The sequence below is a fragment of the Streptomyces argenteolus genome (assembly GCF_042902585.1).
Classification (GTDB): Bacteria; Actinomycetota; Actinomycetes; order Streptomycetales; family Streptomycetaceae; genus Streptomyces; species Streptomyces argenteolus.
The window spans coordinates 889,422-912,525 of the sequence record NZ_JBIBEG010000001.1 but is presented as its reverse complement, the minus strand read 5'-3'; the positions used below and the strand labels follow the sequence as shown (position 1 = coordinate 912,525).

General features: G+C 70.9%; 25 protein-coding genes. 14 read left to right on the top strand and 11 right to left on the bottom strand.

Annotation, left to right across the window (positions count from 1 at the left end; genetic code table 11):
* The first annotated feature begins 135 nt into the window (after window positions 1–135).
* From ACFY8O_RS04035 to ACFY8O_RS03995, 9 genes are all read left to right on the top strand, one after another.
* Complete coding sequence (locus tag ACFY8O_RS04035; RefSeq protein ID WP_387898569.1) at window positions 136–1,350, top strand: amidohydrolase; 1,215 nt, start codon at window positions 136–138, stop codon at window positions 1,348–1,350.
* 311 nt (window positions 1,351–1,661) lie between these two features.
* Complete coding sequence (locus ACFY8O_RS04030) at window positions 1,662–2,714, top strand: BMP family lipoprotein (protein ID WP_145803812.1); 1,053 nt, start codon at window positions 1,662–1,664, stop codon at window positions 2,712–2,714.
* 240 nt (window positions 2,715–2,954) lie between these two features.
* The gene (locus tag ACFY8O_RS04025) at window positions 2,955–4,538 is read left to right on the top strand and encodes an ABC transporter ATP-binding protein (RefSeq protein ID WP_387899566.1); all 1,584 of its coding nucleotides are present in this window, start codon (window positions 2,955–2,957) and stop codon (window positions 4,536–4,538) included.
* Window positions 4,538–5,656, top strand: a complete 1,119-nt coding sequence (locus ACFY8O_RS04020) for an ABC transporter permease (protein WP_145803810.1) — start codon at window positions 4,538–4,540, stop codon at window positions 5,654–5,656. The genes ACFY8O_RS04025 and ACFY8O_RS04020 overlap by 1 nt, the downstream gene beginning before the upstream one ends.
* The gene (locus ACFY8O_RS04015; protein WP_145803808.1) at window positions 5,653–6,918 is read left to right on the top strand and encodes an ABC transporter permease; all 1,266 of its coding nucleotides are present in this window, start codon (window positions 5,653–5,655) and stop codon (window positions 6,916–6,918) included. Before ACFY8O_RS04020 ends, ACFY8O_RS04015 begins: the two co-directional genes overlap by 4 nt.
* Window positions 6,915–7,313, top strand: a complete 399-nt coding sequence (locus ACFY8O_RS04010) for a cytidine deaminase (protein ID WP_145803806.1) — start codon at window positions 6,915–6,917, stop codon at window positions 7,311–7,313. The genes ACFY8O_RS04015 and ACFY8O_RS04010 overlap by 4 nt, the downstream gene beginning before the upstream one ends.
* A gap of 122 nt (window positions 7,314–7,435) precedes the next feature.
* Window positions 7,436–8,713: a thymidine phosphorylase gene (locus tag ACFY8O_RS04005; protein ID WP_145803804.1), complete on the top strand. Its 1,278-nt coding sequence runs from the start codon at window positions 7,436–7,438 to the stop codon at window positions 8,711–8,713.
* Window positions 8,714–8,811: 98 nt separating this feature from the next.
* On the top strand, window positions 8,812–9,402 hold the full coding sequence (locus ACFY8O_RS04000) for a Uma2 family endonuclease (protein ID WP_145803802.1): 591 nt from the start codon (window positions 8,812–8,814) through the stop codon (window positions 9,400–9,402).
* A gap of 21 nt (window positions 9,403–9,423) precedes the next feature.
* On the top strand, window positions 9,424–9,768 hold the full coding sequence (locus tag ACFY8O_RS03995; protein WP_387898561.1) for an STAS domain-containing protein: 345 nt from the start codon (window positions 9,424–9,426) through the stop codon (window positions 9,766–9,768).
* Between the two features lie 7 nt (window positions 9,769–9,775).
* Here the strand turns inward: ACFY8O_RS03995 and ACFY8O_RS03990 are convergent, their stop codons facing one another.
* The 4 genes from ACFY8O_RS03990 to ACFY8O_RS03975 form a co-directional block, all read right to left on the bottom strand.
* Window positions 9,776–10,078: a hypothetical protein gene (locus ACFY8O_RS03990; RefSeq protein WP_387898559.1), complete on the bottom strand. Its 303-nt coding sequence runs from the start codon at window positions 10,076–10,078 to the stop codon at window positions 9,776–9,778.
* Window positions 10,075–11,088, bottom strand: a complete 1,014-nt coding sequence (locus ACFY8O_RS03985) for a sigma-70 family RNA polymerase sigma factor (RefSeq protein ID WP_387898557.1) — start codon at window positions 11,086–11,088, stop codon at window positions 10,075–10,077. Before ACFY8O_RS03985 ends, ACFY8O_RS03990 begins: the two co-directional genes overlap by 4 nt.
* 70 nt (window positions 11,089–11,158) lie before the next feature.
* A complete protein-coding gene (locus ACFY8O_RS03980) occupies window positions 11,159–11,875 on the bottom strand; it encodes a L,D-transpeptidase (RefSeq protein ID WP_387898554.1) in 717 nt (238 codons plus the stop codon).
* 88 nt (window positions 11,876–11,963) lie between these two features.
* On the bottom strand, window positions 11,964–13,271 hold the full coding sequence (locus ACFY8O_RS03975; protein ID WP_387898551.1) for an MFS transporter: 1,308 nt from the start codon (window positions 13,269–13,271) through the stop codon (window positions 11,964–11,966).
* A 62-nt stretch (window positions 13,272–13,333) separates the two neighbouring features.
* Between ACFY8O_RS03975 and ACFY8O_RS03970 the strand changes: the two genes are divergently transcribed.
* Window positions 13,334–14,287, top strand: a complete 954-nt coding sequence (locus ACFY8O_RS03970) for a LysR family transcriptional regulator (protein ID WP_145803790.1) — start codon at window positions 13,334–13,336, stop codon at window positions 14,285–14,287.
* Window positions 14,288–14,378: 91 nt separating this feature from the next.
* On the opposite strand, the gene ACFY8O_RS03965 is transcribed toward ACFY8O_RS03970, so the two are convergent.
* Window positions 14,379–15,131, bottom strand: a complete 753-nt coding sequence (locus ACFY8O_RS03965; RefSeq protein ID WP_387898548.1) for an alpha/beta hydrolase — start codon at window positions 15,129–15,131, stop codon at window positions 14,379–14,381.
* A gap of 103 nt (window positions 15,132–15,234) precedes the next feature.
* On the opposite strand from ACFY8O_RS03965, the gene ACFY8O_RS03960 reads away from it, so the two are divergent.
* Window positions 15,235–16,389 carry an adenosine deaminase gene (locus ACFY8O_RS03960; protein ID WP_387898545.1) on the top strand — a complete coding sequence of 385 codons (1,155 nt, stop codon included), beginning with the start codon at window positions 15,235–15,237 and terminating at the stop codon, window positions 16,387–16,389.
* A 134-nt stretch (window positions 16,390–16,523) separates the two neighbouring features.
* On the top strand, window positions 16,524–16,820 hold the full coding sequence (locus tag ACFY8O_RS03955) for a hypothetical protein (protein ID WP_145803786.1): 297 nt from the start codon (window positions 16,524–16,526) through the stop codon (window positions 16,818–16,820).
* A 78-nt stretch (window positions 16,821–16,898) separates the two neighbouring features.
* On the opposite strand, the gene ACFY8O_RS03950 is transcribed toward ACFY8O_RS03955, so the two are convergent.
* The 5 genes from ACFY8O_RS03950 to afsQ1 all read right to left on the bottom strand — a co-directional run bounded on the left by ACFY8O_RS03950 (window position 16,899) and on the right by afsQ1 (window position 20,719).
* A complete protein-coding gene (locus ACFY8O_RS03950; RefSeq protein ID WP_145803784.1) occupies window positions 16,899–17,102 on the bottom strand; it encodes a PspC domain-containing protein in 204 nt (67 codons plus the stop codon).
* Window positions 17,103–17,194: 92 nt separating this feature from the next.
* Complete coding sequence (locus tag ACFY8O_RS03945) at window positions 17,195–17,770, bottom strand: VanZ family protein (RefSeq protein WP_387898541.1); 576 nt, start codon at window positions 17,768–17,770, stop codon at window positions 17,195–17,197.
* A gap of 92 nt (window positions 17,771–17,862) precedes the next feature.
* Window positions 17,863–18,513: a hypothetical protein gene (locus ACFY8O_RS03940; RefSeq protein WP_387899564.1), complete on the bottom strand. Its 651-nt coding sequence runs from the start codon at window positions 18,511–18,513 to the stop codon at window positions 17,863–17,865.
* Window positions 18,513–20,045, bottom strand: coding sequence for an ATP-binding protein (locus ACFY8O_RS03935; protein ID WP_145803781.1), 1,533 nt, complete (start codon window positions 20,043–20,045; stop codon window positions 18,513–18,515). The genes ACFY8O_RS03940 and ACFY8O_RS03935 overlap by 1 nt, the downstream gene beginning before the upstream one ends.
* A complete protein-coding gene (afsQ1, locus tag ACFY8O_RS03930; protein ID WP_015578482.1) occupies window positions 20,042–20,719 on the bottom strand; it encodes a two-component system response regulator AfsQ1 in 678 nt (225 codons plus the stop codon). Before afsQ1 ends, ACFY8O_RS03935 begins: the two co-directional genes overlap by 4 nt.
* A 182-nt stretch (window positions 20,720–20,901) precedes the next feature.
* Here afsQ1 and ACFY8O_RS03925 point away from each other — a divergent pair, with 182 nt between their 5' ends.
* On the top strand, window positions 20,902–21,648 hold the full coding sequence (locus ACFY8O_RS03925) for a SigE family RNA polymerase sigma factor (protein WP_145803780.1): 747 nt from the start codon (window positions 20,902–20,904) through the stop codon (window positions 21,646–21,648).
* A gap of 255 nt (window positions 21,649–21,903) precedes the next feature.
* Here the strand turns inward: ACFY8O_RS03925 and ACFY8O_RS03920 are convergent, their stop codons facing one another.
* On the bottom strand, window positions 21,904–22,608 hold the full coding sequence (locus ACFY8O_RS03920) for a uridine kinase family protein (protein ID WP_387898537.1): 705 nt from the start codon (window positions 22,606–22,608) through the stop codon (window positions 21,904–21,906).
* 63 nt (window positions 22,609–22,671) lie between these two features.
* Here ACFY8O_RS03920 and ACFY8O_RS03915 point away from each other — a divergent pair, with 63 nt between their 5' ends.
* A complete protein-coding gene (locus tag ACFY8O_RS03915) occupies window positions 22,672–23,097 on the top strand; it encodes a hypothetical protein (protein ID WP_387898535.1) in 426 nt (141 codons plus the stop codon).
* The last annotated feature ends 7 nt before the right edge of the window (window positions 23,098–23,104 follow it).

Here is a 23,104-nt window from a genome sequence, read left to right as displayed (position 1 = left end):
GTGGGGGAAAACGGGCGAGTTTACCCACCCTGGCCGAGCGCCACACGTCCCGGCGCGGCTTTTTGTTCCTCTAAGCGGCTGAACTTTTGTTGATCTGTGGCCAGTTGTGGGTGGTGGGGGCCTACCCTTGACTGGGTGAACCTGTTGAAGTCCCGCGCGCCCCACGCCGAGGCTGCCATGCCCGGCACCCTGACCGACGAACTGCGTGCCGAGCTCATCGCCTTCCGCCGTGATCTGCACATGCACCCCGAGCTCGGCAACCAGGAGTTCCGCACCACCGCCGCCATCAAGGCACGGCTGGAGAAGGCGGGGCTGGAGCCCGAGGTACTGCCCGGCGGCACGGGGCTCATCTGTGACGTGGGGGAGTGGGACGGTGTGACGCCCATGCTGGCGTTGCGCGGGGACATCGACGCACTGCCGATCCCGGACACCAAGGCCGGGGTCAGCTACCGGTCCACCGTGCCAGACCGGGCGCACGCCTGCGGCCACGACGTCCACACCGTGTGTGTCCTGGGTGCCGGCCTCGTGCTCAGCGAGCTCGACCGTCAGGGTCTGCTGCCCCGTCCCGTGCGGCTGCTGTTCCAGCCCGCCGAGGAAGTGCTGCCCGGCGGGGCCGCCGACGCGGTCGCGGCCGGCGTGCTGGAAGGTGTCGGGCGGATCATCGGGGTGCACTGCGACCCCAAGGTCGACGTCGGGAAGATCGGTCTCCGGATCGGCCCCATCACCTCGGCCTGCGACCGGGTGGAGATCTCCCTCGACGGGCCCGGCGGACACACCGCCCGCCCCCACCTCACCACCGACCTGGTCACCGCGGCGGCCCGCGTCGCCACCGACGTGCCCGCGCTGCTCGCCCGGCGTGTGGACGCCCGGGCCGGGCTCGCGGTCACCTGGGGGCGGCTCCAGACGGGCCACGCGCCCAACGTCATCCCGCAGCACGCCGAGCTGTCCGGGACGGTCCGCTGCCTCGATCTGGAGAGCTGGCGCCAGGCACCCGACCTGGTGCACGCGGCGATCGACGAAGTGGCCGGAATGTACCGGGCCAAGACCGTGATCGACTACGTGCGGGGCGTGCCGCCCGTGGTGAACGAGGCCGAGACGATCGGCCTGCTCGACGCGGCGATGACCGTCCGCCGCGGATCGTATGCGATCGAGGACACCGAGCAGAGTCTCGGCGGCGAGGACTTCTCCTGGTACCTGGAGAAGATCCCCGGAGCCATGGCCAGGCTGGGTGTACGCCCGCTCGGGGACACGCGGGGCCTCGACCTGCACCGGGGCAACTTCGACGTCGACGAGGAAGCCATCACGGTCGGCGTGGAGCTGTTCACCGCCGCCGCCCTGCTGGACGCCTGACCAGTGCCGTTCCCGCGCGCGGCAGAGGCCCGGGAACCGCCGTCCGTCCGCCCGGAGCGGTGTCCGGCGGCGGCCCCGGGCCCACCTCCGGACCGCCCCCGGACCGCCCGGTTCCCGCGCCGCCGGCCGGGGTGCCGGCCGGCGGCGCGGCCCGATCCGTCAATGGCGCGTAAGGGCTCTGGACACCTTCTGTTCGCGACGATCCGATAACGGCTTCCGTACAGGTCCTTATCTGACATCTACGCGCGTTACGATCGCGGCGAAACCAGCGCCGGAAGAGGCGCTTCGGTCAGGTTTGAAGGAGCCTTCCCTTGCGCCGGATCACCAGGATTGCCACCGTGGGCGTCATGTCCGCGGCACTCGCGCTGAGCGTCAGCGCCTGTGGCGACTCGTCGTCGGACAGCGGTACGTCGTCCGACTCCAAGGCCGACAAGACGGCCATCGCCTACGACATCGGTGGCCGCGGCGACCAGTCGTTCAACGACGCCGCCTACGCCGGCCTCGCCCGTGCCGAGAAGGACCTCGGTGTCAAGGGCACCGAGGCCGAGCCCTCCGAGGGTGAGTCGGACGCGGACAAGGTCCAGCGGCTGACCTCGCTCGCCCGCGCCGGGAACAACCCGGTGATCGGTGTCGGCTTCGCCTACGCGCCCGCCATCAAGAAGGTCGCGCCGAAGTTCCCGAAGATCACCTTCGGCATCATCGACGACGCCTCGGTGACCGGCGACAACATCGCGAACATCGTCTTCAACGAGGAGCAGGGCTCCTACCTCGCGGGTGTCGCCGCCGCCAAGGTCACCAAGACCAAGACGGTCGGCTTCATCGGTGGCGTCGAGACCCCGCTGATCAAGAAGTTCCAGGCCGGCTTCGAGCAGGGCGTCAAGGACACCGACTCCTCGGTCAAGGTCGTCCCGCAGTACCTGACGCAGCCGCCGAACTTCGACGGCTTCTCCAAGCCCGACCTCGGCAAGGCCGCCGCCCAGGGCCAGCTCGACAAGGGCGCCGACGTGATCTACTCGGCGGCCGGTCTGGCCGGTTCCGGTGCCATCGAGGCCGTCTCCAAGGCCGGCAAGTGGAACATCGGCGTCGACTCCGACCAGTACAACCAGGCGGGTCTCGCCGACTACAAGGAGTCGATCCTCACCTCGGTCACCAAGGACGTCGAGGACTCGGTCTTCAACCTGATCAAGTCGGTCCAGGACGGCAAGCCGGAGTCCGGTGAGATCCGCTACGGCCTCGACAAGGACGGCGTCGGCCTGGCCATGTCCAACCCGGCCTTCACCAAGATGACCGACGTCATCGCCGCCGTGGACAAGGCGAAGCAGGAGATCATCGACGGCAAGATCACCGTCAAGACCGCCCCGTAACGGCTCCGGTCGTCAGGCTGGTTTCCCGTGGGCCCGGAGTGCGGACCGCCGCCGCTCCGGGCCCGTGGGGTGCTCATCGAAGAAGTTGTGCCCGTCGCAGTGCCCTGTTCGCACAGGCTCCTGACCCGGTGTCCGGGCCGTGCCGTGGTTCTACGCTTTACGATTCGGCAGCGCTACGCGTGTAGACAGCCCTCAGGCGCGATAACTTCACCCCGCCCCTCTGCCCCTGTGCCCCCGCTCCTGTCCGGCCAAGGAGAGTGCGTCATCAACGCGTCCAGCAGTCCCCCCGCCGTAGAACTGCACGGCATCACCAAGCGCTTCCCCGGCGTCGTGGCCAACCACGACATCGGCATCGCCGTACGCAAGGGAACGGTCCACGCCCTCGTCGGTGAGAACGGCGCCGGTAAGTCCACCCTGATGAAGATCCTCTACGGCATGCAGAAGCCGGACGAGGGCACCATCGCCGTGGACGGCGAGCAGGTCTCGTTCGGCAACCCCGGTGACGCCATCGCGCGCGGCATCGGCATGGTCCATCAGCACTTCATGCTCGCCGACAACTTCACCGTCCTGGAGAACGTCGTCCTCGGCGGCGAGAAGCTGCACGGCATCGGCTCGGCCGCGCGCAAGAAGATCAAGGAGATCTCCGACGCGTACGGCCTGGGGGTCCGGCCCGACGCCCTCGTCGAGGACCTCGGGGTCGCCGACCGCCAGCGCGTGGAGATCCTCAAGGTCCTCTACCGCGGCGCCCGCATCCTCATCCTCGACGAGCCGACCGCCGTGCTCGTCCCGCAGGAGGTGGACGCGCTCTTCGCGAACCTCCGCGAGCTCAAGGCCGAGGGCCTCACCGTCATCTTCATCTCCCACAAGCTCGGCGAGGTGCTCTCCGTCGCCGACGAGATCACCGTGATCCGCCGGGGCACGACGGTCGGCACCGCCGATCCCGCGCACACCACCACCAAGCAGCTCGCGGAGCTGATGGTCGGCAGCGAGCTCCCCTCCCCGGAGACCCGCGAGTCCACGGTGACGGACGTGCCGATGCTGCGCGTCGAGGGACTCTCCCTCAGCGTGACGGACCCGGACGGCGTCGTCCGCGACGTCCTGTCCGACGTCGGCTTCACCATCCACAAGGGCGAGGTCCTCGGCATCGCGGGCGTCGAGGGCAACGGGCAGACCGAGCTCATCGAGGCCCTCGTGGGCATGCGGAGCCCGGACAGCGGCGTCGTCACGCTGGACACCGACGACATCACGCGCACCCCGACGCGCAAGAGGCGTGAGGGAGGACTCGGCTACATCCCCGAGGACCGCCACCGCCACGGCGTGCTGCTGGACGCCCCGCTCTGGGAGAACCGGATCCTCGGCCACGTCACGGAGAAGCCCAACAGCAAGGGCTGGCTGCTCGACCCCAAGGCGGCACGCGCCGACACCGAGCGGATCGTGCGCGAGTACGACGTGCGCACCCCGGGCATCGAGGTCACGGCGGCCTCCCTCTCCGGCGGCAACCAGCAGAAGCTGATCGTCGGCCGTGAGATGAGCCATCAGCCGAAGCTCCTCATCGCCGCCCACCCCACCCGTGGCGTGGACGTCGGCGCGCAGGCGCAGATCTGGGACCAGATCCGCGAGGCGCGCCGCGAAGGGCTCGCCGTCCTGCTCATCTCGGCGGACCTGGACGAGCTCATCGGGCTCTCCGACACCCTGCGCGTCATGTACCGCGGCCGGCTGGTCGCGGACGCCGACCCCGCCACCATCACACCCGAGGAACTGGGCTCGGCCATGACCGGAGCCGCCGCAGGTCACCTCGAAGCAGCACCGGAGGACGAGGCCTGATGAAGAAATTCGACAAGGACCGGCTGATCCTGGGCTTCGCAGGCCCCGTACTCGCCCTGGTCGTCGCCTTCGCGCTCAGCACCGTGGTGCTGCTCATCTCCGACCGGGACCCGTTCGAGCTGTACCGGCTGCTGTTCGAGCAGGTGTCGTACAGCGATGTCCAGGTCCTGATCATCAACCAGGCCGGCACGTACTACCTCGCCGCGCTCGCGGTCGCGGTCGGCTTCCGGATGAACCTCTTCAACATCGGCGTCGACGGCCAGTACCGCCTCGCCGCGATGATGGCCGCCCTGGTCGGCGCCAGTGTCAGCCTGCCCGGGCCGCTCCAGATCGCGCTGATCGTCGTCGTCGCGATGCTGGTCGGTGCCTTCTGGGCGGGCATCGCGGGCATCCTGAAGACCACGCGCGGAGTGAGCGAGGTCGTCTCGACGATCATGCTCAACTCCATCTCGACCTCGCTGATCGCCTGGCTGATCCTGCCGCAGAACTTCGGTGACCAGGCGGCGGGCTCCAACAACCTGACGACCGGTGAGATCCCGGAAGCCGGATGGTTCCCCGGTGTCACCCTGAGCCCCGAGGCCGGTGACATCTACGGATTCACCTTCGTCGCCGCCGGCTGCGGCCTCGTCTACTGGTTCGCCCTCAACCGCACCCGGTTCGGCTTCGACCTGCGTGCCACGGGCGCCAGCGAGAGCGCCGCCCAGGCGTCCGGTGTGGACGCGAAGAAGATGATCCTGACCTCGATGCTGATCTCGGGTGCGATCGCCGGTCTCGTCGGCATGCCGACGCTGCTGGGCGACACGCACACCTACAGCCTCGACTTCCCGGTGGGCCTCGGCTTCACGGGCATCACCATCGCGCTGCTCGGCCGTAACCACCCGGTGGGCATCGCCCTCAGCGCGCTGCTGATCGCCTTCCTGGACAAGGCGTCGTCCCCGCTCGACCAGTTCGGCTTCGAGAAGGAGATCGCCACGATCATGCAGGGCCTGATCGTGATCTCGGTCGTCGTCAGCTACGAGCTCGTCCGGCGTTACGGGACCCGTCGCCAGCAGCAGAAGGTCGGCGAGGAACTCGCCGCCGGCCACGCCCTCACCACCGAGAAGGAGGCGGCCCTGTGAGTACCAGCAAAGTCTCCGCCGCACGCGTCGCCGCCCCGAAGGGCGGCGGACGGCGCAAGCTGTCCCTGCCCGTCGTCCTCCTGATCATCGCCGGTGCGCTCGCCCTCGTCTCGCTGGTGCGCCTCATCAGCGGCGCGGACGACGTGACCTCCGTGGGCCAGGTGAGCGGCGCCCTCGAACTCGCGGTGCCGATCGGACTCGCGGGCCTCGGCGGGCTCTGGGCCGAGCGGGCCGGTGTCGTCAACATCGGTCTCGAAGGCATGATGATCCTCGGCACCTGGTTCGGTGCCTGGGCCGGTTTCCAGTGGGGCCCCTGGGTGGGCGTCCTGTTCGGCATCCTCGGCGGCGCGCTGGGTGGTCTGCTGCACGCGGTCATCACCGTCACCTTCGGCGTGAACCACATCGTCTCCGGTGTGGCCATCAACATCCTCGCCGTGGGTGTCACCCGCTACCTCTCGAACTTCACCTTCGCCGAGGAGCCCGGCGGGTCCTCCAAGCAGTCACCGCGGCTCGAGGAGATCGACAAGATCACCATCCCGGGGCTGTCGGACTGGATGCAGGACCTGCAACAGCACCACTGGTTCTTCGTCTCCGACCTCGCCGGCATCATCGGCGGCCTGGTCACCGGACTCTCGCTGCTGACCGTCGTGGCCCTGCTGCTCATCCCCGTCACCTGGTGGGTGCTGTGGCGCACCGCCTTCGGCCTGCGGCTGCGTTCCTGCGGTGAGAGCCCCGTGGCGGCCGAGACCCTCGGTGTGAACGTCTACAAGTACAAGTACATCGCCGTGACGATCTCGGGCGGTCTGGCGGGACTCGGCGGCGCCTTCCTGGCCATCGTCGCCACCAGCATCTACCAGGAGGGCCAGACCGGCGGCCGGGGATACATCGGCCTCGCCGCGATGATCTTCGGCAACTGGATGCCCGGTGGCATGGCGCTGGGCGCGGGGCTCTTCGGCTTCACCGACAGCCTCAAGCTCCGCGGCGGTGCCGAGAACGTCCACGCGATGCTGCTGCTCCTGGCGATCCTCCTGGTGATCGTCGTCTTCTGGCAGCTGTACCGGAAGAAGTACCTGCCCGCGCTGATCTCGGCGGTCGTCTCCGGTGCGCTGTTCACCTGGTACGCCCTCACCGACCAGGTCCCGAGCCAGTTCGTCGACGCGGCTCCGTACGTCACGACGCTGCTGGTGCTCGCCCTGTCCGCGCAACGGCTGCGCATGCCGAAGGCGGACGGTGTGCCGTACCGCAAGGGCGAGGGCAAGTGACGGCACCCGTGCCCGTCGACTGGGAAGCGCTGCGCGAGGCGGCCCGGGACGCGATGTCCCGGGCGTACGCCCCGTACTCGGGCTATCCGGTCGGCGTGGCCGCCCTCGTCGACGACGGTCGCACCATCACCGGATGCAACGTCGAGAACGCCTCGTACGGCATCGGCCTGTGCGCCGAGTGCGGGCTCGTCTCCCAGCTGGCTGTCACGGGCGGCGGCCGGCTGACCCACTTCACCTGCGTGGACGGCACCGGTTCGGTGCTCGTGCCGTGCGGGCGGTGCAGGCAGCTGCTGTACGAGTTCGGCGGGCCCGGCCTCATCCTGGAGACCCCCGACGGTCTCCGTACGCTCGACGAGATGCTGCCGCAGGCCTTCGGGCCGCAGCACCTGGGCTGACGACAGCCTCCGGGACGGGTCCGCCGGCCCGTCCCGGACGGCCTGGCGGACCCTTCACTCTCTATGCGCGTAGAGTCAGTCAGACTCTCGCCCACCCCTCCGGCCGGAAGGACTCCCCTCCCATGGACGCCATCTCCGTCATCCGCACCAAGCGGGACCGAGGCGAGCTCAGCCCTGAGCAGATCGACTGGGTCATCGACGCGTACACCCGCGGCGAGGTCGCCGACGAGCAGATGTCCGCGCTGGCCATGGCCATCCTGCTGAACGGCATGAACCGCACCGAGATCGCCCGCTGGACCGCCGCGATGATCGCCTCCGGAGAGCGGATGGACTTCGGCGCGCTCTCGCGTCCCACCACCGACAAGCACTCCACCGGTGGCGTCGGCGACAAGATCACCCTGCCGCTCGCCCCGCTGGTCGCCGCCTGTGGCGCCGCCGTGCCGCAGCTCAGCGGCCGGGGCCTCGGCCACACCGGTGGCACCCTCGACAAGCTGGAGTCCATCCCCGGCTGGCGGGCCCACCTCTCCAACGCCGAGATGCTCGACGTGCTGGACACCACCGGTGCCGTGATCTGCGCGGCCGGCGACGGCCTCGCACCCGCCGACAAGAAGCTCTACGCGCTGCGCGACGTCACGGGAACCGTCGAGGCCATCCCGCTCATCGCCAGCTCGATCATGTCCAAGAAGATCGCCGAGGGTACCGGCGCGCTCGTCCTGGACGTCAAGGTCGGCTCCGGCGCCTTCATGAAGACCATCGAGGACGCCCGCGAACTGGCCTCCACCATGGTCGCGCTGGGCACCGACAGCGGCGTACGGACCGTGGCGCTGCTCACCGACATGGCGACCCCGCTCGGCCTCACCGCGGGCAACGCCCTGGAGGTGCGCGAGTCCGTCGAGGTCCTCGCCGGGGGCGGCCCGAAGGACGTCATCGACCTGACCCTCGCCCTCGCCCGCGAGATGCTCGACGCAGCCGGACTCAAGGACGCCGACCCGGAGAAGGCCCTGGCCGACGGCTCCGCGATGGACGTGTGGCGCCGGATGATCTCCGCCCAGGGCGGCGACCCGGACGCCGAACTCCCCGTCGCCCGCGAGCAGCACGTCATCAGCGCCCCGTCCTCGGGCGTGCTGACGCGCCTCGACGCGTACGACGTCGGCGTCGCCGCCTGGCGCCTCGGTGCGGGCCGCGCCCGCAAGGAGGACCCGGTGCAGGCCGGCGCGGGCATCGAACTGCACGCCAAGCCGGGCGACACGGTGACCGAGGGCCAGCCGCTGCTGACCCTGCACACGGACACCCCCGAGAAGTTCGAGTACGCCCTGAAAGCGCTGCCCGGCTCGTACGACATCGCCCCCGCAGGCACCCCCTTCACCGCCACGCCGGTCGTACGGGAACGTATCGCCTGACCTGCGGCTTTCCCTTTTGGGTGAACGGGGCCGGTGGACCACCACCGGTCCCGTTCGGCATGCTGTTATCGGTGACGCACCGATAAGAGGAGACCGCCATGAGCGCACTCCCCGTCGATCCCGGGCCGGGCCACGGCCAGGACTGGGACGACCTCGTCCGGATCTGGGAGGAGACGGACGCACCCGAGGGCTGCAAGGTGGAGATCATCGAGGGGATCGTCACCGTGTCGCCACCGCCGTCCAAGGACCACAACACCACAGCGGCGCTGCTTCAGCGCAGGCTCTACACCGTCATCCCGGAGGACTGGGAGATCTACCGGACGCTCGGCGTCTCCGTGCCCGGACGGGCCGGGCTGTACATCCCCGATCTCGTCGTCCTTCCCCGGGCGATCGCGTCCGGGCCCGGCAATCGCGTACCGGCTGAGGAGGTCCGGCTCGTCGTGGAGATCACCTCACCGGCCAACGCCAATCACGACCGCATCGGCAAGGCGCACGGGTACGCGAAGGCCGGCATCGAGCTGTTCCTGCTGCTCGACCCGTGGCACACCGGGCGCCCGACCGCGACCCTGTACGGAGAGCCGAGCGACGGCACCTACCGGGTTCTGGAAGCGGTCGAGTACGGCGAGACTCTGACGCTGCCGAAGCCGTTCGGGCTGGACCTGGACACGGGGATCTTCCCGGTGAGCTGAGGCGCACGTGCGCGCGAGCCGATGAGTTTCGGGCCTCCCGCCGGTCTCCCTGGTGTGGATGCCCTGACCCCGAACGCCCTCGTCCTCACCGGCCGCGTCACCCGCGCCGATGTGCCGGGCCTCTGTGCCGAGCTGGAGGCGCTGCTGAGCGGCGCCCCGGCTGTGGCTGTCGTGGACTGCGACGTGGGCGGTGTCGTGCACCCGGACCTGACCCTGGTCGAGGCGATCGCCCGGCTGGGGCTCGTCGCCCGCAGGGCCGGAGGCGTCGAGCTGCGGCTGCGTAACGTCCCGGACGAACTCGGGGCCCTGCTCGACCTGGTGGGTCTGACCGATGTGGTGCGCAACGTCCGGCCGGTCACGGAGTGATCCGCGCTCAGCGGGCCGTGGCGTGATCGCGTACGACCGTGGTGCAGATGTACTGCCTGTCGGGTGGGGCCTGGTAACCCTCCGGGACCTTCGCGAGCGACGCGACGGCGCTCGGCGAGCCCGAGGGCGAGGGTGCCGCCGTCGGGCACGAGCCCTCCGGCTGCGGGCCCGGTTCGGGGTTGTCGGCCGGGACGGCGGAGGCGGGTCCCGGGCCCGCCGTGGCGGACGGTTCGCCCAGCCACAGCGTGACCCCCCAGCCGCACGCCACCAGGAGGGCCCAGGTGATCACCAGGGGACGCGCCGGTCTCACGCGTCGGCCTCCAGGTGGTCCGGGAGCCCGAACAGCGGGAACCAGCGCTGGGTGTCCAGGAAGCAGTGCATCCCCGTGATGGAACCGTCCGAGATGTCGATGACCTGTAGCGCCCACGGGACGAAGCCCGGCCCGTCCGGATTCGGCTTGTAGTGGGCGAAGGCCGGGGTTCCGTTGGCCTCCGTCGCCACCAGCCGGGAGCCCGCGCAGCTCGCACCGATGGTGAGCATGAAGCCCGCGATGTCGTCGTGTCCCTGGAGCCAGAGGTCGAACGGCGGCATGGTCATCACCGCGTCCTCGTGGAGCAACGCCGTCAGCGCCGCCATGTCGTACCCCTCGAAGGCCGCCACGTAGCGGTCCAGCAGCTTGCGCTGCTCCTCGTCCAGGGGATTCGCGGTGTCCGGGGCGGTGCTGTCCGTGTCCGCCAGGGTGGCCCTGGCCCGCTGCAGAGCACTGTTGACCGAGGCCACCGACGTGTCCAGCAGCTCGGCGACCTCGCTCGCCTTCCACGCCAGAACCTCGCGCAGGATCAGCACCACACGCTGCTTGGGCGGCAGGTGCTGGAGGGCGGCCACGAACGCCAGGCGCACCGACTCACGCGCCACCGCGGCCTCCGCCGGGTCCGCCACCGACGGCAGGATCCGGCCGTCGGGCATCGGCTCCAGCCAGGTGTTCTCCGGGAGGGGGTTCAGCGCCGCCTGGGCGAGCGGGGTCGGACCGGTCAGATCCACGGGTCTGGCCCGCTTGTTGCCCGCGTTCAGCATGTCGAGGCAGACGTTCGTGGCGATCCTGTACAGCCAGGAGCGCAGCGAGGAACGGCCCTCGAACTTCTCGAAGTTGCGCCAGGCACGCACCAGCGTCTCCTGGACCGCGTCCTCCGCCTCGAAGGCCGAGCCGAGCATCCGGTAGCAGTAACCGGTCAGCTCGACCCGGTGTCCCTCGAGGCGGGTGTCGACATCCGCCGCCGCTGTCAGATCACTCATCGCTTCACCCCTGTTGCGCTGTGACACCGCTCACTCAGCACTGTGGAAGCTACCGCAGGGCACTGACAACCGGGGTGGGAAGCGTGGAAACCGCTGCTCAGGTGCCGGGCTTGCGTCCGTAGACGAAGACGTCGTCGCCGTTCTTCAACAGGTTCCAGTATGACTTCGCGTCCGCGGGGCGCATGTTGACGCAGCCTGCCGAGCCCGGGTTGTTGTACATGGACTTGGTGACGGAGTGGAACGCCTGCCCGCCGTCGAAGAACTGGGCGTACGGCATGGACACGTCGTAGAGCGTCGACCAGTGGTCGATGTTGCGCCAGTAGATCTTCTTGGAGCCCGTCCGCGTCTCGGCACCGTTGCGCCCCGTGCGTACCGGGACCGGGCCGAACTTCAGCTTGGAGCCGTCCTGGATCCAGCTCAGCTGCCGGGTCAGGTCCACGCACGCGATGCGGCCCTTGTTGGTGGGGCAGTTCTTCCCGGCGTTGGGGGTCTTGCCGGCCGCCTTCTGGGCGGTGATCGTCTTCATCGTGCGCCACGTGACCGGTCCGGCGTACCCGATGGCGGGGGTGATGCCCTTCGCCACCTGGAAGGAGCGGATGGCCTTGCAGTCGGCCACCGACTGCTTGCCGTCGGCCGTCCGGCCCAGCCACTTCTCCACCTGCTTCTGGTACGGCCCCTTGGCCGCCGTGCAGGACGCCGCCTGGGCGGCCGTCCCGGTGCCCAGGACCAGGGCCGGTGCGGCCACCAGTCCGGCGACCGACAGGACGGCACCGCGCCGCACCTGTATGCCGGACATCTTCCCCATGATTCTCATGTACGCCTGCTCCCCTTCGCGTTCGCCCAGCGGTGTGTCTCCGCTTGTTGGACGTGCGTCGGGGAGCCGTGGTTGTGCCGGGAAGGTCTCAGTTGTGCACCGGTGCCGGGGAGGCGGCCCGGAGCCGCTCGGTCCTGGCCGCCCGGCTGCCGAACAGGGTGATCGACAGGACGCCGAGGACCGCGAGGACGCCCAGCGCGACCGTGCCGGCCCAGCCTCCGGTGTGGAAGGCGACGGCGCCGAGCGTGCCGCCCGCGCTGGAGCCCAGGTAGTAGGCGGACTGGTACAGCGCCGACGCCTGGGCGCGCCCCGACGTCGCCGTACGGCTCACCGAGGACGAGGCGACCGCGTGGCCCGCGAAGAAACCGGCCGTGATCAGGACGAGCCCGGCCAGGACGGCGGCCAGCTGTTCGGCCAGGGAGAGCAGCAGACCCGCGGCGGTCGTGGAGACGGCGAGGTACAGCGCGCCCCGGCGCCCCAGCCGCCCGACCAGCCGGCCCGCGGCGGCGGAGGAGAGCGTGCCGACGAGGTAGACCAGGAAGATCGAGCCGACGACGCCCTGCGGGAGGCTGAAGGGCTCCTCGACGAGCCGGTAGCCGATGACGGTGTAGACCGCGCCGAAGACCGTCATGAACAGTGCGCCGATCGCGTACAGCCGGCGCAGCAGCGGGTCGGAGAGGTGACCGGTGACGGTCCTCGCGAGGGCCTTCGGGTTGAGCGTGGCAGGGGTGAAGAACCGGGCCTTGGGGATCATGAGGCGGAAGACCACCGCGCAGGTCACCGCGAGCAGCCCGATCGCGCCCAGTGCCACACGCCAGCCCCACAGCTGGGCGATCCAGCCCGCCAGGATGCGACCGCTCATGCCCCCGATGCTGTTGCCCGCCACGAACAGGCCGATGGCGGCCACCAGTGCCTTGGGCCGCACCTCCTCCGCCAGGTACGCCATCGCCGAGGCGGGCAGTCCGGCCAGGGCCGCGCCCTGGACGGCGCGCAGCGCGATCAGCCAGCCGAGCGACGGGGCGAAGGGGACGAGCAGCCCGATCACCACGGCGACCGCCAGGGAGGCCGTCATCATCTGGCGCCGGCCGAAGCGCTCCGAGAGGGCGCTCAGCGGCAGGACGCACAGCGCCAGCGCACCGGTGGCCGCGGAAACCGTCCAGCTCGCCTGCCCGGCCGTGGCGCCGAAGGAGGCGGAGACGGCGGGCAGCAGGGCCTGGGTGGAGTAGAGGAGGGCGAAGGTCGCGATCCCCGCGGCGAAGAGGGCGAAACTCATCCGGCGGTAGCCGGGACCACCGGGGGTGAGGCGGTCCCGGAGGGGCGGGGTGGCGACGGCGGCGGATGACGGAACGGCGGCGTCCAGCACGATGGTGGACGCCCCGGTACTGGCAGGAGGCATGGGTCGAACGTAGACCGCACGGTTTCATGCGTCCAATGCATGAAACGCCGATAATCGTTCCCATGGTGCATCAATACAGCTCACAGCCCCGGCTGTCACCGAGCAGTTACGAAGAAGACATCCGGGCCGTGCTCGCCCCCCGCCTCGCGTACTTCGAGGCGGTGGCCCGCCACGAGCACGTCACCCGCGCCGCGCAGGAGCTCGGCGTCCCCCAGTCGACGCTGTCGCGGGCCATGGTGAGGCTGGAACAGGACCTGGGGGTCGCCCTGTTCGCCCGCCGGGGCCGCACCGTCTCGCTCACCCCCGCGGGCCGCACCTTCCTCGGCTCCGCCGAACGCGCCCTGGCGGAGGTGGAGAAGGCCGCCGACTCGGTGCGGGCGGACGCCGACCCCACGGCGGGCAAGGTGGCCTTCGGCTTCCTGCACACCATGGGCTCCGAGACCGTGCCCGCCCTGATCCGCGCCTTCCGGGTGGACCACCCCCGCGTCCGCTTCCAGCTCGTGCAGAACTACGGCGAGGCCATGCTCGAGCGCCTGCGGGCCGGCGACCTCGACCTCTGCCTCACCTCGCCCGTGCCCGACGCCCCCGACCTCGTCGCCCGGCGGCTGGACGAGCAGCGGCTGCGCCTGGTCGTCCCCGACGACCACCGCCTCGCCGGCCGTCGGCGCGTCCGCCTGGCCGAGGCCGCCGACGAAACCTTCGTCACCCTCGAACCCGGTTACGGGCTGCGGCGGATCACCGACGACCTGTGTGCCGAGGCCGGGTTCACCCCGCGCGTGGCCTTCGAGGGCGAGGAGGCGGAGACCCTGCGCGGCCTGGTCGCCGCCGGGCTCGGGGTGGCCCTGCTGCCGCCGCCCGCCGTCGCCCGGCCCGGTGTGGTCGAGCTGACGGTCACGGCTCCGCGCGCGGCCCGGGAGATCGGGGTGGCCTGGCTGGACGGCCACCCCGACACGCCGCCGGTGGCCGCCTTCAAGCGCTTCCTGCTTTCCCGCCGGGGGAGCCTGCTGCCGGACTGATCCCGGCGTCCGTCCCGACGCCCGTCCCAGCGCCGGGACGGGCGCCCCGGTGCCTCCCGCGGCCCCTTGGTGCGGGTTCCGCGGGCGCCCCTCAGTGCCGCAGCGAGCGCCCGAAGCCCGCCGCCAGCGGCATCCGCAGCCCCAGCGGCGGGGGAGCGGCGAACGCGTCCGCGACCGGGCGGGCGTACGACCGCGCGAACAGTGAGCCCCCTATGAAGTCCGCTGCCAGCGCGACGACTTCGGCGCGGTGCTGACGCAGGGCGTGCCCGTCCGAGTGCACCTCGAAGCGGCAGGTGTCGCGGTTGGACTTCTTCGCCCGCTCCGCCAGCCGGTAGGAGAGCTCCGGATCGGTGCGCGCGTCGTTCGTGCCGTGCACGATCAGCACCCGGCGTCCGGCCAGCTGCTTCACCGGCTCGGGTTCCGCACCCTCCGGCAGCCAGGGGGCCATCGCCAGCACGGAGTTGACGGCGGGGTGTCCCGCGCCGCGCAGGGCCGCCCTGCCGCCCATGCCGTGCCCGGCGAGGCAGACGGGGATGTCGCCGTAGCGGCGGACGACCTCGTCGGCGGCCCACAGGGCGTCGGCCGCCGGATCGGCGCCGTCGTTCCAGCCCCGGGTGCGGTAGCGCACCACGTGCACCGCGAGCCCGTCGGCCCGGCCCGTGCGGGCCAGGGTCCGGGCGAACGGCAGCTGCGCCGCGTACGAAAGGGTGGAAGGACGGCGCCGGGAGTCGGTCTCGCCGTCGGGGAGCAGCAGGACCACGCCGCTGACCTCGGTTGCTGCTCCGGCCGTGAGGACGGCCCGTCCCAGCCTGGCGGCAGGCAGGGGAAGTACGCGCTGTGCCATGACAGAACAGTGTCAGAAGGGCAGGTGTATTCCATCTGGCTTCGCGGTCACTGTTACGCATCGGCGCTCGGTGTTCTACGCGCGTAGGCGCTACAGTGCCCAGATGACGAGCCAGAGCCCGGATGTCCCCGGTCCCGACCAGATCCGCCGCGCACCCAAGGTGCTGCTCCACGACCATCTCGACGGCGGCCTGCGCCCCGGCACCATCGTCGAGCTGGCCCTCGCGCAGGGTTACGAGGCCCTGCCCGAGACCGAACCCGACAAGCTGGGCGTCTGGTTCCGCGAGGCGGCCGACTCCGGCTCCCTGGAGCGCTACCTGGAGACCTTCGCGCACACCTGCGCCGTCATGCAGACCCGCGACGCGCTGTTCCGGGTGGCCGCCGAGTGCGCCGAGGACCTCGCCGAGGACGGCGTCGTCTACGCCGAGGTGCGGTACGCGCCCGAGCAGCACCTCACCGCCGGCCTGTCCCTCGAAGAGGTGGTGGAGGCGGTCAACGACGGTTTCCGCGAGGGCGAGCACCGGGCGCGGGCCAACGGCCACCGCATCCGGGTCGGCGCCCTGCTCACCGCGATGCGGCACGCCGCCCGCGCCCTGGAGATCGCCGAACTCGCCAACCGCTACCGCGACCTGGGTGTGGTGGGCTTCGACATCGCGGGCGCCGAGGCGGGCTTCCCGCCCACCCGGCACCTCGACGCGTTCGAGTACCTCAAGCGCGAGAACAACCACTTCACCATCCACGCGGGCGAGGCCTTCGGCCTCCCGTCGATCTGGCAGGCCCTCCAGTGGTGCGGCGCGGACCGGCTCGGCCACGGTGTGCGCATCATCGACGACATCGAGATCGCCGACGACGGCAGCGTGACCCTCGGCCGCCTCGCCTCCTACGTGCGCGACAAGCGCATCCCGCTGGAGCTCTGCCCGACGTCCAACCTCCAGACGGGCGCCGCGGCCTCGTACGCCGAGCACCCCATCGGGCTCCTGCGAAAGCTGCACTTCCGGGTCACCGTGAACACGGACAACCGGCTGATGAGCGGTACGAGCATGAGCCGGGAATTCGAGCGGCTGACCGAGACATTCGGATACACACTCGACGACATGCAGTGGTTCACCGTCAATGCGATGAAATCAGCATTCATTCCTTTCGATGAACGTCTGGCGATGATCAATGACGTCGTGAAGCCCGGATATGCGGAACTGAAATCCGAGTGGCTCTTCCGTCAGACCGCCGCGACCAGCGGTTCTTCCTTCGCGGCGGGCTGAGGAATTGCGCACGGGAGCGGCCGGGAATCTCGAATCCCGGCCGTTTTCCGTGTTCCGGCATGTTTGCGGCGGGAGTGCTTCGCTGACTACGTTGCAGAGCCGCTCACATCCCCTTCCCCAAGGATGAATGTCACATGAAGCAGTCTGCTGTCAGGACCCTCGGTGTCGCCGCTCTCGGTGCCGCTTTCGCCGCCGCCGGCGCGGGCAGCGCCTCCGCCGTCGCCGTGCCCGTCGACGCCGCGGCTGCCGCACTGCCCGCCGGTGTCGCCCTCGACTCCGTGACGGACGCGCTGCCCGCCGTGCAGCAGGCCGCCGGCAACCTGCTCGACCAGCAGCAGCGCGGCAGCAGCGACCTCTCGGCCCCCGGCACGAACCTGCTCGGCGGCCTCCCCGCCGGCGGGCTGACCGGTGTCCTGCCGATCGGCGGCTGAATCACACCCGCACACGCCTGTGGGGCGCACACCCGGCGAGGGTGTGCGCCCCACAGCTGTTCCCGGGGGGTGCCGCGGTCACCAGGCCGTCGCGGCCGGGGACTTCTCCGAGGGCAGCAGGACCCACAGCGCCAGGTAGAGCAGGAACTGCGGGCCGGGCAGCAGGCACGACACCAGGAAGATGACACGCATCGTCGTTGCCGAGGTGCCGAAGCGCCGTGCCAGCGCCGCGCACACTCCACCGATCATGCGTCCCTCGACGGGGCGGACAAGTGCGGCCATGGTGGGCTCCTTCGCGAACCGTTTCGGGGAGCGGTTCCGTCGCGCTCCCGGTACCTCCATAGTCGCTCCGCGAAGGGGGACAAAGCATCGCTCTACGGGGCGACGCCGACCCTGGTAATCGTCGGGGGCGACCCCTGAGGGGCTTCGCTCCGGAACGTACGGAGCCCGTTCCCGATGCGGGACAGGTCACCGGCCCCGGCCCGGTTGCCCCGGCGCAGCCGGGCCCTGGACAGCGGGACCACCAGCAGATGCGCCAGCGCGACCCCGGCGGTGTTCAGCAGCAGCGAGTCGACGTCGACGACCTGGCCCGGTACGCCCGTCTGCGCGAGCTCGATGGCCATGGAGATCAGCGCGCCCGCCGCGACCGTACGGGCCAGCGATGCCCACGGGGAGACCCTCAGCCGGCCGCCCGCCATCGGCAGCAGTATGCCCAGCGGAGCCAGCAGCAGGAGCCCCTCGCCGATACGGCGGGCGGCCTCGGCCGGAGCCAGGGCCAGATCCGCCCTGATCCCGGCGAACGGCCGGAGGTTTGCCGCAGTCGTCCAGGGCACGTCCAGCGGGCGCAGGGTCAGCCAGCCGACGAACAGCAGATGCGCGAGGAGGAGGGCGAGCCCCGCCGCGCGGAAGCGGATGACGGCCGGGCCGTCCGAACTGTGGCGCACGTCCACCAAGACGCCACGACCGGCAGGATCGGTTCCGTCCGGTTCCCCGAAGGCCGTGTGACGGGCGGCACGGGCCCGGGAGCGGCGGGCCACGGGCGTCAGGACAGCTCGACCGCACCCAGCGTGGGCACGTCACCCGGCCGGTTCTTCGTCTCCGTCGTGCACAGATAGCCCCGCGGCGCGTAGTCGCCCGGTCCGCCGAGCAGCACCGCTCCACCCGCACCGAGGGCGTCACTCTCCGCGTACGAGCACACCACCTGCGCCAGCGCCTCCGCCGGCAGGTCCTCCGGCTGCTCGCCGAGGCGCAGCGTGTCCTCGGGGTCCCCCTGCCGGGGGCCCGACACCCGCAGGCCCGCCGGAACGACGGTCGAGAAACCGGCGCGCCGTTCCCCGGCGGACGGCTCCTGCTGGAGCTCGCCCAGCAGCGCCTGCGCGACCACGACGCGGCCGGAACGGGACGGGTCCAGCCCGACGGTGCGGTTCACGGTCACCAGCTGCGAGGCGCAGACCAGATAGATCCGGACGGAGACGCTCTCCGGCGGTGGCGCGGTCGTCCCCGCCGACGCCGTCCTGCACGGCATCCGGGACGGCGCGGCCCCCGCGTCGACCGGCACGGATGTGCTCCTGATCCCGCAGCCGCCGGCCAGCGCCGCCCCCGCCACGACGGCCGCCAGCACGACGGCCGCCCGGCGGTGGCCGCGGCGCGCCGGGCCCCTGCTCGGCGCGCCGTGCGCCCGCTCACTGCGCATCACTTCGCGTCGCCCTTCTCGTCCGGGTCCGGGCCCTCGTGGCCCGGGGTGCCGGTCAGGCTGTCCGCGTCGCGGGGAAGCCGCAGCACGAACACGGCGCCTTCGCCGTCCGGCAGGTTCGAGGCCGTGATGTCACCGCCGTGGATGTGCGCGTTCTCCACCGCGATGGACAGGCCGAGGCCGCTGCCCTCGGAACGCGGCCGGGAGGCACTCGCCTTGTAGAACCGGTCGAAGACGTGCGGCAGGACCTCCTCGGGGATGCCCGGACCGTGGTCACGCACCTCGATGACCAGCTCGTCCTCGTCGGTCCGCACGGACACCCGCACCGGCGAGCCCCCGTGCTTGAGGGCGTTGCCGATCAGGTTCGCCAGGATGACGTCGAGCCGCCGCGGGTCGAGCCGCACCATGATGCCGCGCTCCGCGTCGAGGTCCACCGCGTCCAGCCAGGCGCGGGCGTCGATGCAGGCGGTGACCTGGTCGGCGACGTCCACGGTGTCCAGGACCAGTCGTGCCGTACCCGCGTCGAAGCGGGTGACCTCCATGAGGTTCTCGACCAGGTCGTTCAGCCGCCGCGTCTCGCTCACCACCAGGTGCACCGCGGGCGCGATCATCGGGTCCAGACTGTCGGCCTCGTCCTCCAGCACCTCGGCGACCGCGGTGATCGCCGTCAGCGGGGTCCGCAGCTCGTGCGACATGTCGGCGACGAACCTGCGGCTCGACTCCTCCCGCGCGCTCATGTCCGCGACCTTCTTCTCCAGGGAGCTCGCGGCCTTGTTGAACGTGTGGGAGAGCTCGGCCAGCTCGTCGGTGCCCGAGACCACGAGGCGCGTGTCCAGCTTCCCCTCACCGAGCTTGCGGGCCGCGTCGCCGAGCCGCTGCACCGGCCGCAGCACGGTCGTCGCCGCCGCCTGGGCGAGCAGCGCCGAGCCGACGAGGGCCAGCGCGGTGGCGATCCCCAGCGACCAGGCCAGCGAGCTGAGGTCCTCGCGCTCCTGGTCGAGCGACTTCAGCATGTAACCGGAGGGGCCGCCACCGATGATCTTCGTCCCGGCCACCAGGTAGGGCGTGCCGCCGATCGTCGTCCGCTGCCAGAACAGGTGGTACTCATGGGTGTTGCTCGACGTCAGCGGCTGCTTCTTGTCGACCTGTTCCTGCAACGACGCGGGCACATCGACCTTGGTGAAGTAGTCGATGTCGGAGGACCCGGTCACCGGCCTGCCGTCGGAGGTGCCGACCAGCAGCACGTGATAGCCGGGACCGCTGCTCGCCATCTGCTCGGCGGTGTCCCGCAGTTCCACCGCAGTGGGCTGGAGCGGCAGCGAGGCCGCCCGGTTCTGCATCTGGCGGCGGAAGTCGCCGAGCGCCGCGTCCTGCGTACGCGTCAGGACCGCCTCACGGTTCAGCCAGTACGCGATGCCCGACGCGGACACCGCGGCCGTCAGCGCCACCAGCGCGAACACGATCAGCAGCCGCAGCCGCAGACTGGTCCAGCGAAGACCCGCGAGTACGGAACGCTTCGCGGACACGGTCACTGAGGCGAATCCAGCCGGTAGCCGACACCCCGCACGGTACGGATCAGGGTCGGGGAGGACGGCACGTCCTCCACCTTCGCCCGCAGCCGCTGCACGCAGGCGTCCACCAGCCGCGAGTCACCGAGGTAGTCGTGCTCCCACACGAGCCGCAGCAACTGCTGCCGGGACAGGGCCTGTCCGGGCCTGCGGCTCAGTTCGAGCAGGAGGCGCAGCTCGGTGGGTGTGAGCTGCAGATCCTCCCCGTTCTTGGTGACGGTCATCGCGGAGCGGTCGATGACGACGCTCCCGAAGGTCGCGGAGTCGGTGGACTCCCTCTCACCCCGGCGCAGCACCGCACGGATGCGCGCGTCGAGCACGCGGCCCTGCACGGGCTTCACCACGTAGTCGTCCGCGCCGGACTCCAGTCCCACCACGACGTCGATGTCGTCGCTGCGCGCGGTCAGCAGAATGATCGGCAGCTGGTCGGTACGCCGGATACGCCGGCACACCTCGAAACCGTCGATCCCGGGCAGCATCACGTCCAGTACGACCAGGTCCGGCCGCTGCTCCCGGAGCAGCTCCAGGCCGTCCTCTCCCGTCGCCGCGGTGGCCACACGGTGGCCCTGGCGTGACAGCGAGAGTTCGAGGGCCGTGCGGATGGCGTCATCGTCCTCGATCAGCAACAGGAAAGGCACGGGGGTCATTCTGGCCCATGGTGGTGTCACGTTTCGACAATCCCCCCCACCTGATCCACCGGCGGTACGGGCCGACATGCCCTGTGACAGCCCTGTGACAGTCGGGGGACAGCGCCATGAAACTGCCCCGGCAAGCTCATTGGCACACGGAACGAACGGACTCCACCGATGGGGGGCGCCAGATGAACGCACTGCACAGCACCACCTCAAGCGCAGTAGTCTCGCGCCTTCACGACATCGGACGGAGCCCGGAGAAGTCCGGCGCCGGAGTACGGGGGTGCGTTCGTGGCGCCGGGCGTCAGCACGCGTCGTACCTGACGATGGTTGACGCGAACACGGGGGAAAACGGGGGGAACGCGTACGGGGAGGGCTCGGGGGAGCGGACGGTCCCGGCACGGACGGAGGACGCCGAAGCGGCGTTCACCGCCTATGTCCAGGAGCGCCGTGCCTCCCTGTACGCGACCGCCTACCACCTGACCGGCGACCGGTTCGAGGCCGAGGACCTGCTGCAGAGCGCCCTCTTCTCGACGTACCGGGCGTGGGACAGGATCAGTGACAAGGCCGCGGTCGGCGGATATCTCCGCCGGACCATGACCAACCTGCACATCAGCGCATGGCGCAGGCGCAAGCTGAACGAATACCCGACCGAGGAGCTGCCGGAGACGGTGGGCGACACGGACGCGATGCGGGGCACGGAGCTGCGGGCGGTGCTCTGGCAGGCGCTCGCGCGGCTGCCGGAACTCCAGCGCACGATGCTGGTCCTGCGCTACTACGAGGGCCGCACGGACCCGGAGATCGCGTCCATCCTCGACATCAGTGTCGGCACGGTGAAGTCGAGCATCTGGCGGTCCCTGCGCCGGCTGCGCGAGGACGAGGTCCTCAGCTTCGGCCGTGACGAGCAGGAGTCCTTCGGCGAGCTGGTGGCCTGAGGCCTACGGGGGACACGGGGACACGGGGGAACACGGGGGAAGGCCACGGCTTCGGGGGAGACCGCGGTACGGGGTGACACGCAGCGGGGGCGGACAGGCCGGGGGGTCCTGTCCGCCCCCGCTCGCCGTGCTCCCGGCGGGACCGCGCGGCCCGGGGGCCGGCGGTGGCCGGGGGGTCGTCCCCGCGGGCGTACGGTCACCGCGCTCCCGTGGAGCGGCGGCCGGGACGCGACCGGCTGCGGCGGGCCGTACGGGTCAGCCGGCCACGCGGCTGCGCTGGGCCCGGCAGCGGCCCGCCGCTGCGTCGGCCAGCCGCCCCAGGGCCTCCTGGCGGGCACAGGGGTAAGCGCCCAGCGCGGCCTGCCGGGCCACGATGGCCCGCTCGGCCCGCATCAGGCGCCACCCGCGCCGCAGCAGGAAGGGCACCGACTTCCGGCCCTCCCGCAGATCCCGCACGAGGCGGCGGCGGAACGTCGTGGACGGCCGGCCGCGCAGGCACAGGGCGTCCGCCAGCAGGCCCAGCTCCCGGCAGCGCTCCACGATGTCCGCGGCGAAGATGCCCTCGGCGACGAACAGTGGCGTGCGCTCTATGTCGAGCGTCTCGTGGCCGGTCCGGGAACTCGTGGCGATGTCGTACAGCGGCACGTGCGTACGCCCGGTGCGGCACAGCTCGGCGATGGCCGCGACGGCCGCGTCCTCGTCCCAGGACAGCGCCGAGTCCCAGTCGATGTCCGCGCTGCCGGTGACCCGGGGCAGTGTCGGATCGTTCGCCTCCTTGTAGAAGTCGTCCAGGCGCAGCACCGGGAGACCGCTGCGGGCCGCGAGGGACGACTTGCCGGAGCCGGAGGGACCGGCGAGCAGCACGACGCGAGTGGGGATCGGTTGGGAACTCACAGAACAGAAGTGTGAGGCATCGACCCGCGCAGGGGATCCCCGGGAGGTCCTGTTGGTATCGAGCATCACATCTCAACTACTCTGCGTGCACGAACGATTACCCGTCACACCCCGATCAGGTGGGAAAACATGGCACGTCATGCACTGTCCAAGCCCCGGCACCGCGCTCTGCTGCGCGCCGGTCTGACCCTCACCGCGCTCGGTGCGGCGCTCGGTGCGGGAGGCGCCGCGGCCCAGGCCGCGTCGCTGCCCGCCACGCCCGCCACCGGCGCGGACACCGCGGACAGCACCCTGGGGGCGGTCGGCGACGCGACGGCGCCCGCGCTGACGAGCGCGCTCGGCTACGGCCTCGCGGGGGCCGTCAAGCCCGTCACCGATCTCCAGCTGGACCCGCTGGCCGGCACCGGTGTGGACCCGCTGGACAACGCGGTGGGCGCCCAGGTCGCCGACTTCAAGCCGGTGACCACGGCGCTCGTGACCGACCCGATCACCAGCGGCGCCGCGCTCGGTGACCTGCCGGTGATCGGCCAGGTCACCGGCCTGGTGACCGGCTGACCGGCGT